We start from the raw sequence: 16,492 nt of genomic DNA, 5'->3' as shown, positions 1-16,492 counted from the left end.
TCATTGCCTTATAGACAAATATAAAAGGAAAAATGGCTTAAAGCAATTTGGGTGTTTGATAATCTTAAGCTCTTTTTAAGCAAACTTCTCTTTATTAAGGTATAATTATTATACTTAAATAAAGAGAGGTACATTATGAACTTTCATCAATCAACAATCAAACATGTTAATCGAATCGAAATAAATGTTGCAGATATAAAACGCCAAACCGATTTTTACAATCATATACTGGGTCTTAAAGTTATCTCATCCACACCGACACAAACAGTTTTAGCAGTAGGTACGGATGGTCATGAAGTTGTCTTAAAACAACTAGATAATGGACGCTTTGCGAGTAAGACAGAAGCAGGATTATTCCATATCGCGTTTCTATTAAGTGATGTTAAGCAACTTGGAGCGCTCATTAAACATCTTTCAGATGAAAAGATACCGATTGCTGGGGGAGATCATCTCGTCAGCGAAGCGATTTATTTTAATGACTTAGAAGGTAATGGTATAGAAGTTTATACCGATCGTCCATCTGAGTTATGGCAATGGCAAAATGAACTAGTAGTAATGGATACGTTACAACTAGAAGTCACGCGTATTTTAACTGAAGCAAAAGGTGCAAAATGGGAAGGTATGCCTGCAGATTCGAAAATAGGACACCTTCATTTAAAAACGCATGATTTAAGTGCCTCAAGTGAATTCTATCTACAATTAGGATTTCAAGTTGCGTCTGCATTACCACAAGCATTATTTTTATCTGATCAAAAATATCATCACCATATAGCTATTAACACTTGGCAGTCGAACCAACCGCTAAAAGATGCTGAAAAGACATATGGATTGACTGCATTTAATATTGTAGACGCCAAAAAAGGCATAGAAAAATATAAAACACCTGAAGGATTAAATTTAAGTATCCAAGCATAATCAAATGAATCAAATGAATAAAATTAGAAACCTCTTAAAATGGAGGTGCCTCCTAATTGATTTTGAGAATTTTAACAACCACTGAAGGTTAGAGTAACTCTATGAAAAATAATGATGTTTTTGGACTTTTGTTATAATCGCGCTATGGATTAAGTGTTCATTTTTATGAATGCGTGAGCTATGGTGCGATTTTTCTTTATAATTCATAGACAATCAACCGTTAAGGTCAGTAAAGCATTGAGAAAAGCGTAAAATCACATATCAATAAAAAAGTTTTGAATACATTATGTTATATCTGTTATGTTCATGAATTATTATTATAAATGCGCTTATATTGTGTATGTTGATGTTTTTAAATCGTAGTTAATAACTAGGATTAGCGAGTTGTTTTGAAATTTCGTGAATAAGTACTTTATAAAAATTATTAGAAAATTCATACTATAATGAAAATAACATTTGCTTTCGTGCGCCAAAAGGTATAAGCTTGAATGAACACATGTAAAAAGGGGCTGTGCAAAATAGATATATTAATCGGTACAGGTTTATTGTTACTTATTTTAGTATTTTTCACTGTGTTCACGTATTATGCGCCAGATGGGCGTGCAGTCATGGGGGCTTTAGCAACAGCAGCAATCGCAACATTCTTAGTTGAGGCGTTGCAAGGGTTTGTATTGGGAGATATTTTCGATATTAAGTTTTTAAAGGAAACGGGTAGTCTAGCTGGGACATTGAGTGGGGTCATTGTCGCATTCCTAGTCGCATTATCGAGAAAGATCAATCCACAAAACTCAGCGTTGCTTGCGGTCGCATTTGCGGAAATCGGGCTGATTCCTGCATTGTTTGCGGCTTATCTGATGTCGTTTGTGATTCGCTTTATTGAAAAGAAAATTACAAACGGTATGGACTTTATTATCGTAGTATTATTCTGTATTCCAGTTGGACGATTGTTAGGGGTTTGGTTCACGCCACTAGTCGATGGTTCATTATTGAAAATCGGCGGTATTATCGATGTGGCGATGAATACAAGTCCATTGCTGATGGGTCTGATTCTTGGTGGTATTGTGACAGTTGTTGGAACATCACCACTAAGTTCTATGGCATTAACAGCAATGTTAGGCTTAACAGGTGTACCAATGGCAGTTGCGGCGTTAACAGCGTTTGCGTCTAGCTTTATGAATACAACGTTACTACATCGTTTGAAAATCGGTAACTTGAAATCAGTTATTTCTATTGCGATTGAGCCACTGTCAAAAGCAGACTTAGTGTCTTCTAATCCAGTGCCAATCTATGTGACGAACTTTATCGGTGGAGGACTAGCTGGTATGGTCATTGCTTACTCGGGGTTAGTCAATGATGCGCCAGGTACAGCAGCACCGACACCAGGTATTCTCGTTATGTTTGGTTTCAACCCAGCACTCGACGTATTAAAATACGCAGCCATCGCAGCTGCAATTTGTTTCATTGTCGGTTGGGTAATGTCATATGTATTTAGAAACTATCCAATCCGTAACAGTGAAGTGACGGGTTATAAATCTAAAATCATAGAAAACAAAGCTAATCCAACAGTGAATGAAGCATAGAAATAAAGAAACAACACACTAAAGGGACATACCTGATGTGTGTTGTTTTTTTAGTGCTAAAAATGACACGAACTATTAAGCTTTAATAGAACAATACGCCTATTCCAATTCCAATGAGTACGATTGCCCATGAAGGTAGTTTGAAATAAGCTAATAAGACAAATAATATCGTTGCGAATGTGAAATCTAAAGGTTGTTTAACCGTAGAAGTCCAAATAGGTTGGTAGAAAGCCGAGATTAAAATACCAACCACACCTGCGCTGATCCCTTTCAAAAAGCCTCTGGCATAAAGGTTGGACTTAAAACTATCCCAAAATGGCAAGACACCAAACAACAGTAAAAAGGCAGGTAAAAAGATTGCGAATGTCGCAAGCAACCCTCCTAGAACGCCTCCGATATTTGTGCCGATATAAGACGCAAAAGTGAATAATGGGCCAGGCACAGCTTGTGCTGCCGCATAACCTGTAATGAACTGATCAGAAGAAATCAATCCTTGCGGTACAAACTCCTTTTCTAACAGTGGCAACACGACGTGGCCGCCACCAAAAACAAGTGAACCAGAACGATAGAAACTGTCGAACATTTTAATCCATATATTTTGAGTGGTTGCGCTTAAGATAGGCAATACAACAAGCAAAGAAACAAATAACGATAAAGAGATAATCCCTAATCTTTTAGGTAAATAGAACACTTTAGAATCAGCGTCTGGCGTTGATGTAGGCTTAAGGAATAAGACACCATATAAGCCAGTTATAGCCAGCGCAACCACTTGAATATAAATACTATTGATCAATAATGAGAGTGCTAACACAAACATAGCCAATGCGATGGTTGTTTTCGTATTAGTTAATTTCTTGCCCATACCAATAATTGCTTGTGCCACAATTGCGACAGCAACAAGTTTCAATCCTTGCATCCAAGTAAAGTGTGTATCCCCATTCACAAATAAAGTTGAAAATAACATTAAAACAATCACTGAAGGCATAGTGAATCCTAGAAATGCGAGAATACCACCGAATACACCACCTCTGATGGTACCTATACCGATACCGACTTGACTGCTGGCAGGGCCTGGAAGAAATTGGCATAACGCGACTAAGTCAGAGTACTCTCTTTCATCCAACCATTTTCTTTTCTTCACATATTCATCATAAAAATAACCTAAATGCGCTGTAGGTCCACCAAAGGACATCAAACCAAGTTTTAAAGCTACAATAAAAATGGTGAAATAATGAGACATAGGCAACTCCTTATATAAATTAGCATCAACTTATAGATTTTGCGTTAGTCTTCATTATATTTCGAAATGCGTAAAGGTGATGTATGGATTTTGTAAAGTTTATGAATGACATGTATTTGAGTTTTATGATCAATTCTATAGTATCTCTATATCAAAAGGATACTAAGAAGGGTTGTTCGTCTTCTGTTAAACATAAACGAATGCGTTCTGTGAAATTCCCCCAAGTGACCTTTTGCATGACTTCTTCATAAGTAAAGAATCCAACTTCTAAACTTTCATCGCTAGTCGTAAGTGTGCCGTCAATGTAGATTCCTTTAAATAAATGATTGATGATACTGTGTTCAGTATTTTGAAAGACACCACAGTATGTCGTGAGTTTGATGGTGACGCCGGCTTCTTCTTTCACTTCACGAATGACACCCTCTCGAATGGTTTCACCATTTTCAATTTGCCCGCCAGGAATTTCCCAGCCACGCAAAGGACTTTTGATTAAAAGTATTTTATTCTCATCATTTGTGACCACACATGAAGCGGAAACAATATGTTTTGGGGTCATCTTAATCCTCCTAGAGTTGTGTTATTGAATGATACTCGTTAAAAGTGAACAGCTAGTGTCTAAAAATATGTAAAAAATAATTTATAGTTAATAATTAGTTAATTCAATTGTAGTGTATATCTGTTTTATAATAAAAGCATGTAAATTAAAGGAGACAACAACGATGAATTTTAAACAATTTTTACTGACAGGCCTCGCAAGTGTATTACTTGGATCAGCAGGTGCACATGTATTTTCATATCAAGCAGAAGCTGCCCAATTCGGCGCACACGAATTTCGTGATTACAGCGTACAACCTAAAGAAAACTTGAAAAACTTATTGAACGCGAGTCACTATTATAAAGACATGGCGAAAGAATCAGGTGCAACATTCTACCAGAATAAATTAAACCAAGCGATTTATTTTGCTAAGAAACAACAAAAGTCTAATAATGATTCACAAGTTGTGACAGCAATTAATCAACTTTCAGCTATCTATAATGAGGTATTTCAATTGCATTTGCAAACTGAAAAAGGCAGTGCCGACATCTTAAGTAAAAAAGCAGAACTACAAAACCTAATTGTAAAAGCAAACCATTTATTAACTGAAAGTCATCTTTCAATGAATCAAGATGAAGCGCAGCTAAAACAAACTGCTGCGCAAGCACAAGCTGTATTAAACCAAACAGCACCAGACTTTGAATTAGTGAATGCGATTAACGCAGTTCAACAACACATTCAAAATGTAGAGTCATATCAGGCATTTGTAGCACATCATTAATAAAGATATAAGCGATAGAACACAGTAATCTCTATAGGGTTGCTGTGTTTTTTTATGTTCAGTTTTTTGACTGAGGGGTATATAGGTAAACATAACTACACATATGAGAGACAACATCCAAGGGGGGAATGTTATGTCTAAGGCATTATCGATTATTGTTCCTGTATATAATAAATCTCAGTTTTTACAACAATGTGTATCATCTATTGATGAGTTAAAGTTGAATCATGATGAGATAGAAGCCATCTTTGTTGACGATGTTTCAACAGATGACTCATTGGAACAATTAAAACAGTTTGAACAAACGCGTGATTACATGCGTGTTATAGAGTTAGAAGTAAACAGCGGCAGTCCAGCTAAGCCGAGAAATGTGGGGATGGAAGCGGCTGAAGGCACTTATATTACGTTCTTAGATGCAGATGACTGGTTAGATACAGAAGGTTTTCCGAAGTTGCTTGACCAAGCTTTAACTACAGAGAGTGATATAGTGTTCGGTCAAAGTTTAAAACATAAGGACCAGTCTGTGAGCCAAATTGCGCGCTTTAGTGCTTATACAAAAGAAGAAGGACTTGTGCCTTACGAAATTGATAAAATCTTTCGTGCCGTCGGTCCACCTGGAAAAATAATAAAACAATCAGTGATTCAAGATCATCATCTTTATTTTGAACCGATGAAATACGGAGAAGATAAGCTGTTCTTTACCGAAGTAATTGCGCACGCTAAAACAGCCGCTATGAATGATATCGTGGTCTATCATGTGAATCGATATGGTGCGAATCAATCATTGGTCAGTGAAACAGATATTTTTGAAAAAACAGCTTTTAATTTAGAAGTGTTAAAGCAGTTGTTAGATTTAGACATCCCGGAGACTGCACGCAAACATGCGATCAGTCGAATAGTAGAAATGGATTATTTATCACGCTTATTCATGAATCGTCGCTTCTTAAAAAGCGCAGAGAAAAATAAATTCTATGAAGCTTTTGATCAGTTAGTTTCAACTTTAGACCAACATGACTTAGATATTAAAGATTACTTGACTGAACCGAAATATGAAAAAGTATGTGAATGCTTATTAAATAGCGATAAAGAAAAAGTAGAAGCGTTGATTACTTTATTAAGCGAAGGTATACGAGCACCACATTATATTGCAGACGGATTAGTATATTATCATTTGCCGGAAGACTTGCACACCGTTGAACCCTTATACGAACCCTTCTATGCGGTCTATAGCGGCACACATCTTAAAGATAATCAGTTCTATGAGGTTATTACGTTATATAAAGAAGATTCGACAGAAGTCGACGCAGTGCATTTGGTGAAGCTTTCTGATGAATCCGTTACGCAGGAAGTAACGTTTGAGCAGCAAGACAATCAACTCTGGATACCTTCAGATGCATTAAACGTAGATTTCGATTTTAATCTGCAAGTTATTTATGATCACTACAAACCATTTTTAGTACACATGATGTTGCCAAGCATTACGGAAAATCATGCTTTAAAACGTCAAGGTCAGAAAGTAGAATACGTTTCAACACAACAAGAACAAGCATCATCAGCTGAACCTAATGAGGTGGATATTACTAAATATTATGCAGAAAACCCAGGGAAAGTATGGGCGACTAAGAAGTTTAAAGTGTATGGTGATACTGAATTTACACAAGAACAAGCTCAATCTATGGAAGTCGGTGAGGTGTTTAATGTATCAGAGATACAGTATTCTAAAAAAGGGACACCGCGATTAGTATTAGAGGATGGGAACGTGATTACTGCGAATAAAAAGTTTGTCGAACAGTTAGACAGTGATCTGTCTGAACATTATATTGTAGACTGGCCAATCACGATTCAAGTCATTAAAAAGTGTAAAGCTTATGAAGATCGTAACTTTAAAACTGAAGCAGAATTCCAACCGAAGTTAAATGACACGATAGAAATAGATAAAATTGTGTGTTCTTCTAAAGGGACACCGCGTTTAAAAACAAAAGCGGGTTATTTTATCACCGCAAATCGAGATTTTGTGCAGGTTGTAAAGTAAGAAGAAGGGATGAAAATCTCTTCTTCTTTTTGTTTGGATAACGTGGTAATGCGTTAAAGTATCATTAAATATTTTAAAGAAATCGGTTATGAATAGTATAAAATAACGTATATTGCTAGAAGGTTATTAAGTTTGTGAAATTATTATAAATATTGTTGACAGGGGATAGAGAAAACGGTAAGATTCAATACATAATTATTTTCTGACAATTCGAATATCATTGTATCAATTTGAATTGTAGGGTGCTATATCTATATACTATGAGGGGAGAGTATTTTATTGACTTCTAAAATTACTTATACAGACTTCACCTCAGACCCTTTTGAATCATTAGATGTTTCAGATGAAACAAAAGGTGCGTATCATGTTCTGAAATGGGCATATGATACTTACGGAGATGAAATTGTATATGCTTGCAGTTTCGGAGCAGAGGGCATCGTTCTGATTAACTTAATTTCGCAAGTAAAACCAGACGCACGTATCGTCTTTTTAGACACGGGTCTCCATTTCGATGAAACGTACGATTTAATCGACCGTGTTAAAGCAAAATATCCTAAATTGAACATTGTTATGAAGAAGCCAGATTTAACACTTGATCAACAAGCTCAAGAATATGGCGGTAATCTTTGGCGTAGAGATCCAAACCAATGTTGTTATATCCGTAAAGTTAAACCGCTTGAAGAAGTATTAACTGGCCAAACAGCTTGGGTATCAGGATTGAGACGTGAACAATCTCCAACAAGACGCAACACAAACTTTGTGAATAAAGACGACCGTTTTGAATCTATTAAAGTTTGTCCGTTAATCCATTGGACTTGGGATGATGTATGGGATTATATTAAATCGAATGATTTACCTTATAATGCTTTACATGATCAGAACTATCCAAGCATCGGATGCGCACCATGTACTTCACCTGTTTTTGAAGGCGGCGACTCTAGAGAAGGCAGATGGCAAAACAACATGAAAACTGAATGTGGTTTGCACATCGGACGTAAATCTTAATTTGAAAGTTACAATTAATTTTTTTGTATATAATTCCTAGTGGATATGTTGGAATTTTTAAAGCACAATGACTATACTTGAATTAAGTGTAGATATTTTTTTAGTTTCAATTCCTACTAAAAAACTAAGGATAAAATCTATCATATGGGGGGAAGACACTTGAATTTATCAGCAACAAATAGTCCGTTCAACGATGAACAGGCGCAACTCATTAATCAAGCGTTATCAACATTATCAAATGACCAGAAGCTCTGGCTTAGCGGTTATTTAACGGCACATCTCCAAGATGGCACAGCAACACAAGCACCTGCTTCTAGCGCAGCAGCAACGCAGGCACCAGCAGCACCAGCGCAACAACAAGCTGTAGAACCACGCAAAGTCACTGTATTATTTGGTTCTGAATCTGGTAACGCACAGTGGGTGGCAGAATTACTCGAAAGTAAATTAAAAGAAAACGATTTTGATGCCACATTAACTGAAATGGACCAATATAAAACGAAAGATTTAAAAAATGTTGAAGACCTACTTATCGTGACGTCAACACACGGTGAAGGCGATCCACCGGATAACGCATTATCTTTCTATGAATTCTTATACGGACGTAAAGCACCTAAATTAGAAGGCGCACGCTTCTCAGTACTTGCTTTAGGTGACCAATCTTATGAGTTCTTCTGTCAAACAGGTAAAGACTTTGATGCACGCTTAGAAGAGTTAGGCGCTGACCGTATTTTACCGCGTGTCGATTGTGATATTGACTTCGAAGAACTCGCTAATGAATGGATTGAAAACATTATTAATGAGTTAGGTGATCAAGAAGTAAAGCAAGTGGTTCAAGAGGCACAAGATGCGCCTGTTGAAGATGCTTCTGGACCCATTTACTCAAGAACATTTCCTTACGAAGCAGAAGTCTTAGAAAATATTAATTTAACTGGTCGTGGTTCTGATAAAGAAGTTCGCCACCTTGAATTATCATTAGAAGGTTATGGCGATGACTACGCACCAGGCGATTCCATTAATATCTTACCTGAAAATGATCCAGAACTTGTGGATGAAATTATCGATATGCAAGATTGGGTGGCAGAAAAAGATATTACTGTGAATACACAAGGTGACAAAATGTCGTTAGAAGAAGCATTGACGTCATACTTTGAAATCACAAAATTAACGAAACCATTAATCGAAAGTGCAGCACAGCTCTTTGATAATGAAGACTTATTAGATAGAGCCTCTGATAGTGAATGGGTGAAAGATTATATCTACGGTCGTGACTTAATAGACTTATTGAATGATTTCCCTACAGAGTCACTACAACCGAACCAATTACATCAAGTCTTAAGAAAAATCCCTGCACGCAGTTACTCTATTTCAAGCAGTCATAAAGCAAATGAAGATGAAGTACACATTACAGTATGTGCAGTACGTTATGAAGCACATAATCGTAAACGCTCAGGTGTCTGCAGTGTACAACTCGCAGAACGTGTAGAGCCGGGCGATAAATTAAAAGTATACTTGAAGAAAAATCCTAACTTTAAATTCCCATTCGATGAGAACACACCAGTCATCATGATTGGACCAGGTACAGGTATCGCTCCATTCCGCAGTGTCTTACAAGAACGAGAAGAATTGGATTTAACAGGTAACACATGGTTGTTCTTTGGTAACCCACACTTTACAACAGACTTCTTATACCAAACCGAAATTCAAGATTGGTTGAAGAGCGGTGTGTTAGAAAAAGTAGATTTAGCCTTTTCACGTGATCAAGAAGAAAAACGTTATGTTCAGCATTTAATCGATGAAAACAGTGCAGAATTTTATGAATGGTTAAGAAATGGCGCAGCAATTTATGTCTGCGGCGATGAAAAACACATGGCGAAAGATGTACATCAAGCCATCATTCATGTATTGGAAAAAGAAGGCGGCTTATCTGAAGAAGAATCAGAAGAGTACCTATCAGAATTGAAAAAAGAAAAACGCTATCAACGTGACGTGTATTAATTTTTGAGGAGGCAAATTATGGCTGAGAATAACAATGATTTATATAAAGGCTTAGATGATTTAGAACGTAATAAAGGCGAAAGCAATTATTTGCGCGGTACCATTGCACAGGGTTTAAAAGACCCTGTGACTGGTGCAATCGCTGATGATGATACCAAGTTATTAAAATTCCACGGCAGCTATATGCAAGATGACCGTGACTTACGTCAAGAACGACGCAAACAAAAATTAGAACCTCTTTACGCATTTATGATTCGTGTACGTATCCCTGGAGGCCGTGTTTCCACGGATCAATGGTTGAAGCTAGATCAATTGGCAGATGATTATGCAGGTGAACAAATTCGTTTAACCACACGTCAAACCGTACAGTATCACGGGATTTTAAAACGCAACTTAAAAAAATCAATGCAAGCGATTAACGCAGCTGTACTTGATTCAATCGCAGCGTGCGGTGACGTCAATCGTAATGTCATGTGCAACCCTAATCCCTACCAATCTGATGTGTATAGTGAAATAAATGATTATGCGGATAAAATCAGCGGACATTTATTACCGAAGACAACAGCGTACCATGAAATTTGGTTAGACGGTGAAAAAATCATCGATTCTAAACAAGAAGATCATGAACCTATGTACGGTAAAACATACTTGCCGCGTAAATTTAAAATCGGTATTGCGTTACCACCTTCTAACGATATTGATGTCTATTCACAAGACATCGGCTTAATCGGTATCGTTGAAAATGATGAATTAACCGGCTTCACAGTAACTGTCGGCGGCGGTATGGGCAGTAAGCATGATGATTTAAGAACACATCCTCAAGTCGGTAAAGTATTAGGTTATATTCCTAAAGAAACAGCACCGGAAGTTTGTGAGAAAATCTTAACGATTCAACGTGATTTCGGTGACCGTGCAGACCGTCAACAAGCGCGTTTCAAATATACAGTGGAACGTAAAGGCGTGGATTGGATTCGTGAAGAATTAAATCGTCGTTTAGGCTGGGAAATCGAAGATGCGAAACCATTTGAATTTGACAGTAACGGTGACCGTTTAGGTTGGGTTGAAGGTTCAGGTAAGTATCACTATACATTATTCATTCAAAATGGTCGTATTAAAGATACAGAAGACTTTAAGTTGAAAACAGCGATTAAGAAATTAGCGCAAACACATAAAGGTGAAATTCGCATGACACCGAACCAAAACCTGATTTTTGCGAATGTTGAGAAAGAAGATAAAGCCGCTATTGATGCGATTATCGAAGAGTATGGTTTAACAGACGGCAAAAATTACAGTGGTTTACGTCGTAACTCTATGGCTTGTGTGGCCTTTCCGACTTGCGGGCTTGCGATGGCAGAGTCAGAACGTTATTTACCTTCTTTAGTGACTAAAATTGAAGACATTTTAGATGAATTTGGTTTACGAGAAGAAGAAATCACGATTCGTATGACAGGTTGCCCGAACGGCTGTGCACGTCCTGCATTAGCTGAAATTGCTTTTATTGGTAAAGCACCTGGTAAATATAATTTCTATTTAGGCGGTAGCTTTATCGGTGAACGTTTGAATAAATTATATAAAGAAAATATCGGAGAAGCGGAAATTTTAGAAAGCTTACGTCCAATTTTAGAACAATACAGTAAAGAGCGTGAAACAGGGGAACACTTCGGTGACTTTGTAGTACGTAAAGGTATTGTAGAAAAAGTTACAGATGGTCGTGACTTCAGATAAGCAGTAAGCATTACCTCAGAAAGTGACGTATCTACGCACTTGGATACGTCCTTTCTCCAGTAATGCTCAACATCTATTTAAATAAAACAAAGAGGTGATCGAATGGGAAAAGTATATATCGTAGGCGCAGGTCCCGGAGATCCGGATTTAATCACAGTAAAAGGTGTCAAAGCTATAGAACAAGCCAATGTGATTCTATATGATCGCCTCGTTAATAAGGCCTTATTGCAATACGCAAAGCCGAATACAAGATTGATTTATTATGGGAAAGACCCGAGTGGTTTATCAATTCCTCAAGTAGAAATCAATGCATTAATGGTGAGTTTCGCACGTAAAGGTCTTACTGTAACAAGATTAAAAGGCGGAGATCCTTTCTTGTTCGGTAGAGGTGGAGAAGAAGCGGAAGTTCTGGCAGAACATCACATCGCTTTTGAAATTGTACCTGGTATTACCTCAGGTATCGCCGCACCTGCTTATGCAGGTATCCCAGTTACACATCGAGACTATAGTTCTTCTGTCGCATTTGTGACAGGTGTTAATAAAGAGAAAACGTTAAAAGAAGATTATTGGAAACATTTAGCATTAGGTCCTGAAACACTGTGTATTTACATGGGGGTCAGCAGGTTGCCTGAAATCTGTCGCTTGTTAGTGCAACATGGCAGACCGAAAGATACACCTGCCGCATTGGTTTATCAAGGAACAAGCGGAGTTCAACAAACTGCAGTCGGTACTTTAGAAACCATTGTTGATGTCGCAAAAGATTTTAAAAATCCATCGATGATTGTAATCGGTGAAGTCGTACAATTACGTGAGAAAATCAGCTGGTTTGAATCTGTTTCAGCCCAAGCAGCAGCGCATCAATAAATGTGTCATTCCGACAAGCAAGACATATTAAGTTCATTTTTTTAACTTTAATTCCTTGTAAACTGATAAGAATAGTATTATCTGTGTGCTACACAACATAAATAATATGAAAATTCTAACAATCAAAACTTGATTATTGAAAGAAAGGAGCAAAGACAATGAAAAAACTATTAATTATTGCCTTCGTAGGGTTTTTTGCACAATTGGTTGACGGTTCCCTCGGCATGGGCTTCGGCGTAACATCATCATCGATTTTGTTATCGCTTGGTTTAGCACCAGCCATTGTATCAGCGACAATCCATTTTTCTGAAATTGCGACAACAGCAGCATCAGGTGTTTCGCACATGTCATTCTCTAACGCAGATAAGCGTTTAATACTGAAATTAGCGGTGCCGGGATCGATGGCAGCTTTCATTGGTGCAGCGGCAGTCAGCCATCTGCATGCAGGTTTAGTTAAGCCTGTCGTTGCTTTGTTCCTGATTACCATCGGTATTTATATTTTAGTTCAATTTGCGTTTAAACGCGGACAAACTAAAAAGCTGACAAGAGGGTCAGAGTTGAGTAATAAATTTATGTTTCCGCTTGGTGCGACTGCTGGATTTTTAACAGCTATCGGTGGAGGCGGCTGGGGACCAGTCAATACTTCTGCATTACTTGCACGTCGTGATATCAATGTTCGTCATGTTATCGGCAGTGTATCTATCAGTGAGTTTTTCGTAACGATTGCAGCGTCTATCAGTTTCTTGATTTTCTTACCTCTTCATTTAATTAATTGGGGATTGGTTCTGGCATTAAGTGTCGGCGGCGTTGCGGCTGCACCATTTGCGGCATGGCTCGTTAAGATCATCCCAGTGAATGTCTTAGGTATTTTTGTCGGCGGTTTGATTATCTTTACCAACAGCAATACTTTGTTGAACGCATTTGGTGCACCGGGTGAAGCGATTGCTTTCGTAAGAGTCGCAGTGGTTATTGGTTGGTTTGCATTATTGTTTGTCATTTTGCGCAAAGAAGGTAAATTATCGAACTTTTTTCACAAAAAAGAAGCAAATAAAGTAGGAAGAGTAAAACAATAAGAGGAGATGAGTTAAATGGCTACAACAACACAAATTTTAGAACATACGAACACACCGCATGGTGGTAAGTTAATTAATCGTCAACTTGAAGGAGCAGAACGTGAAGCATTAATTGAAGCAGCAGAAGCTTTTAAAACATTAACGTTAAACGCATGGAGTTTATCCGACTTAGAATTAATCGCAATTGGCGGTTTCAGTCCATTAACAGGATTTATGGGAGAAGCGGACTATCAAAACGTCGTTGAAAACTTACATCTTGCAGATGGAACGTTATGGAGTATTCCAATTACTTTACCAGTTAATGAAGCAGAAGCGGACCAATATGAAATTGGAGAACAGATTGCGCTTTATGGAGAAGATCAACAGTTATACGGTGTCTTAACTTTAGAAGAAAAATATACGTATGATAAAGAAAAAGAAGCACAAAATGTTTATGGAACGACAGAAGAAGCTCATCCAGGCGTCAAAAAAGTATATGACAAAGGTAATGTGTATCTAGCAGGTCCGATTCAATTAGTAAATCGTCCAGACCATAGTGAGTTTGAAGAATTTGAATTAGATCCGATTGAAGTACGTCAAATGTTCCATGATTTGGGATGGAAAACAGTCGTAGGTTTCCAAACACGTAACCCAGTACATCGTGCACATGAGTATATCCAAAAAAGTGCGTTAGAAACAGTTGATGGTCTCTTATTGAATCCATTAGTAGGGGAAACAAAGTCTGATGATATCCCAGCGGATGTTCGTATGGAAAGTTACCAAGTGATTTTAAAACACTATTATCCAGAAGATCGTGCACGCTTAGCGATTTATCCAGCTGCGATGCGTTATGCAGGACCGCGTGAAGCGATTTTACATGCGATTGTGCGCCAAAACTATGGTTGTACACATTTCATTGTAGGACGTGACCATGCAGGTGTAGGTGACTATTATGGTACATATGAAGCGCAAGAGTTGATTACGAAATATCAAGAAGAGTTGGGTATTCATATTTTAAAATTTGAACATGCTTTCTATTGCACGAAGTGCGGTAATATGGCGACAGCGAAAACGTGCCCGCATGGTGCAGAACATCATGTGCATTTAAGCGGGACAAAAGTCCGTGAAAAATTACGTAATGGAGAATCTTTACCGAAAGAATTCTCACGTCCTGAAGTCGCTGAAGTGTTAATTCGCGGTTTACGCAGACATAGAGAACAAAATGAGGAGGCGTAACGATGACAAAATCTCAAAACATTACATGGCATGATTCAGAAGTAACGAAAACAGAACGTCAAGCTCAAAATGGCCATAAGAGTGTAGTCCTATGGTTCACTGGTTTATCCGGTTCAGGTAAGTCTACCATCAGTGTCGCTTTAGAAAAAGCATTATTCGAACGTCGTATTCATGCGTATCGTTTAGATGGGGATAACATCCGTCATGGTTTAAATAATAACCTCGGTTTCAGTCCAGAAGACCGTAAAGAAAATATCCGTCGTATCGGTGAAGTCAGTAAATTATTAGCAGATGCAGGACTGATTACATTAACGGCGTTCATCTCACCTTATCGTGAAGATCGTGATCGTGTCCGTGAAATTTTAGAAGATGGCGAATTTATCGAGGTATATGCGAAAGCCAGTGTTGAAACGTGTGAGCAGCGTGACCCGAAACAGTTGTATAAAAAAGCACGTGCAGGAGAAATTAAGAACTTTACTGGTATTGATGCGCCATATGAAGCGCCAGAACATGCGGAAATTGTCGTGGATACAGAGACAACTTCTGTGGAAGAAGCGGTTCAGCAGATTCTAAACTATTTAGAAGACAAACAAATTATTTAATATCCCGAGCACACACAAACCTTAAATTGTGTGTGCTTTTTTGGTGGCTATTATCACGGTTAAGTTTTGCGATTATTCTGAAATTGAATTAAAATAGAAGTGTACAATAATATATGGAACAACAAGGAGAGTCGAACAACATGGCAGAAGTAAAAGGCAAAGTAGCAATGGTGACAGGCGGCGGACAAGGTATCGGAGAAGCAATTTGTCGCAGACTCGCAAAAGACGGGTTTAAAGTAGGGGTGGCAGATTTTAATGAAACAACTGCAGAAGCGGTTGCACAAAGCTTACGTGATGAAGGCTATGAAGCACTTGCGGTTAAAGTAGATGTATCAGATCGTGATCAAGTCTTCCAAGCAGTCAATACAGTGAAAGAGCACTTCGGAGATTTTAATGTGATTGTTAATAACGCTGGATTAGGACCACAAACACCACTTGATACAATTACGTATGATCAATATCGCAAAGTTTTCGATGTAAACGTCGGCGCAATTTTCTGGGGCATTCAAGCAGCGGTTGAAGCTTTTGAATCATTTGGTCACGGTGGTAAAATTATTAACGCTTCTTCTCAAGCAGGACAAGTCGGAAACCCAGGACTTGCATTATATGGCGCAACTAAATTCGCAATCCGTGGTATTACACAAACTGCAGCACGTGACTTAGCTGATAAAGGTATTACTGTGAATGCGTATTGCCCAGGTATCGTTAAAACACCGATGATGGAAGATATCGCACAAAAAACAGCTGATGAAGCAGGTAAACCATATGAATGGGGTATGGAACAATTCTCTAAAAATATCGCATTAAAACGTTTATCAGAACCTTCAGATGTAGCAGCATGTGTATCTTATCTTGCAGGACCAGATAGTGATTATATGACTGGCCAAGCTTTAATTATTGATGGCGGTATGGTCTTCAATTAATACAAGA

Annotated in this window: 14 protein-coding genes; 12 read left to right on the top strand and 2 right to left on the bottom strand. The window is 37.9% G+C overall.

Annotation, left to right across the window (positions count from 1 at the left end; all coding sequences use genetic code 11):
* The first annotated feature begins 135 nt into the window (after nt 1–135).
* On the top strand, nt 136–915 hold the full coding sequence (locus KRR19_RS09910) for a VOC family protein (protein ID WP_002480344.1): 780 nt from the start codon (nt 136–138) through the stop codon (nt 913–915).
* A 518-nt stretch (nt 916–1,433) separates the two neighbouring features.
* Nucleotides 1,434–2,495: a PTS sugar transporter subunit IIC gene (locus KRR19_RS09905; protein WP_031262374.1), complete on the top strand. Its 1,062-nt coding sequence runs from the start codon at nt 1,434–1,436 to the stop codon at nt 2,493–2,495.
* Between the two features lie 82 nt (nt 2,496–2,577).
* Here the strand turns inward: KRR19_RS09905 and chrA are convergent, their stop codons facing one another.
* Nucleotides 2,578–3,735, bottom strand: coding sequence for a chromate efflux transporter (chrA, locus tag KRR19_RS09900; protein ID WP_002480346.1), 1,158 nt, complete (start codon nt 3,733–3,735; stop codon nt 2,578–2,580).
* Nucleotides 3,736–3,886: 151 nt separating this feature from the next.
* Entirely contained in the window at nt 3,887–4,291 is a 405-nt protein-coding gene (locus KRR19_RS09895) for an NUDIX hydrolase (protein WP_002480347.1), read from the bottom strand.
* Nucleotides 4,292–4,454: 163 nt separating this feature from the next.
* Here KRR19_RS09895 and KRR19_RS09890 point away from each other — a divergent pair, with 163 nt between their 5' ends.
* The 10 genes from KRR19_RS09890 to KRR19_RS09845 all read left to right on the top strand — a co-directional run bounded on the left by KRR19_RS09890 (nt 4,455) and on the right by KRR19_RS09845 (nt 16,485).
* Nucleotides 4,455–5,051, top strand: coding sequence for a complement inhibitor SCIN family protein (locus KRR19_RS09890; RefSeq protein WP_002480348.1), 597 nt, complete (start codon nt 4,455–4,457; stop codon nt 5,049–5,051).
* Nucleotides 5,052–5,184: 133 nt separating this feature from the next.
* Complete coding sequence (locus KRR19_RS09885) at nt 5,185–7,083, top strand: glycosyltransferase family 2 protein (protein WP_002480349.1); 1,899 nt, start codon at nt 5,185–5,187, stop codon at nt 7,081–7,083.
* A 279-nt stretch (nt 7,084–7,362) separates the two neighbouring features.
* Nucleotides 7,363–8,088, top strand: coding sequence for a phosphoadenylyl-sulfate reductase (locus KRR19_RS09880; protein ID WP_002480350.1), 726 nt, complete (start codon nt 7,363–7,365; stop codon nt 8,086–8,088).
* Between the two features lie 159 nt (nt 8,089–8,247).
* Nucleotides 8,248–10,083: an assimilatory sulfite reductase (NADPH) flavoprotein subunit gene (locus KRR19_RS09875; RefSeq protein WP_037556148.1), complete on the top strand. Its 1,836-nt coding sequence runs from the start codon at nt 8,248–8,250 to the stop codon at nt 10,081–10,083.
* Nucleotides 10,084–10,101: 18 nt separating this feature from the next.
* Nucleotides 10,102–11,808, top strand: a complete 1,707-nt coding sequence (locus tag KRR19_RS09870) for an NADPH-dependent assimilatory sulfite reductase hemoprotein subunit (RefSeq protein ID WP_002480352.1) — start codon at nt 10,102–10,104, stop codon at nt 11,806–11,808.
* 102 nt (nt 11,809–11,910) lie between these two features.
* A complete protein-coding gene (gene cobA, locus KRR19_RS09865) occupies nt 11,911–12,672 on the top strand; it encodes a uroporphyrinogen-III C-methyltransferase (RefSeq protein WP_216733610.1) in 762 nt (253 codons plus the stop codon).
* A gap of 158 nt (nt 12,673–12,830) precedes the next feature.
* Entirely contained in the window at nt 12,831–13,745 is a 915-nt protein-coding gene (locus tag KRR19_RS09860) for a sulfite exporter TauE/SafE family protein (protein ID WP_002480354.1), read from the top strand.
* Nucleotides 13,746–13,760: 15 nt separating this feature from the next.
* Complete coding sequence (gene sat, locus KRR19_RS09855; protein WP_002480355.1) at nt 13,761–14,960, top strand: sulfate adenylyltransferase; 1,200 nt, start codon at nt 13,761–13,763, stop codon at nt 14,958–14,960.
* A gap of 2 nt (nt 14,961–14,962) precedes the next feature.
* Nucleotides 14,963–15,562 (top strand): adenylyl-sulfate kinase, encoded by a 600-nt coding sequence (gene cysC / locus KRR19_RS09850; protein WP_002480356.1) that lies wholly within the window; start codon nt 14,963–14,965, stop codon nt 15,560–15,562.
* A gap of 140 nt (nt 15,563–15,702) precedes the next feature.
* Nucleotides 15,703–16,485 (top strand): (S)-acetoin forming diacetyl reductase, encoded by a 783-nt coding sequence (locus KRR19_RS09845; protein ID WP_002480357.1) that lies wholly within the window; start codon nt 15,703–15,705, stop codon nt 16,483–16,485.
* The last annotated feature ends 7 nt before the right edge of the window (nt 16,486–16,492 follow it).

This window comes from Staphylococcus sp. CWZ226, assembly GCF_018986355.1.
Lineage (GTDB): Bacteria > Bacillota > Bacilli > Staphylococcales > Staphylococcaceae > Staphylococcus > Staphylococcus simulans.
Note: the sequence above shows the minus strand (reverse complement) of the source record. Positions and strands in the feature narration are given on the sequence as shown.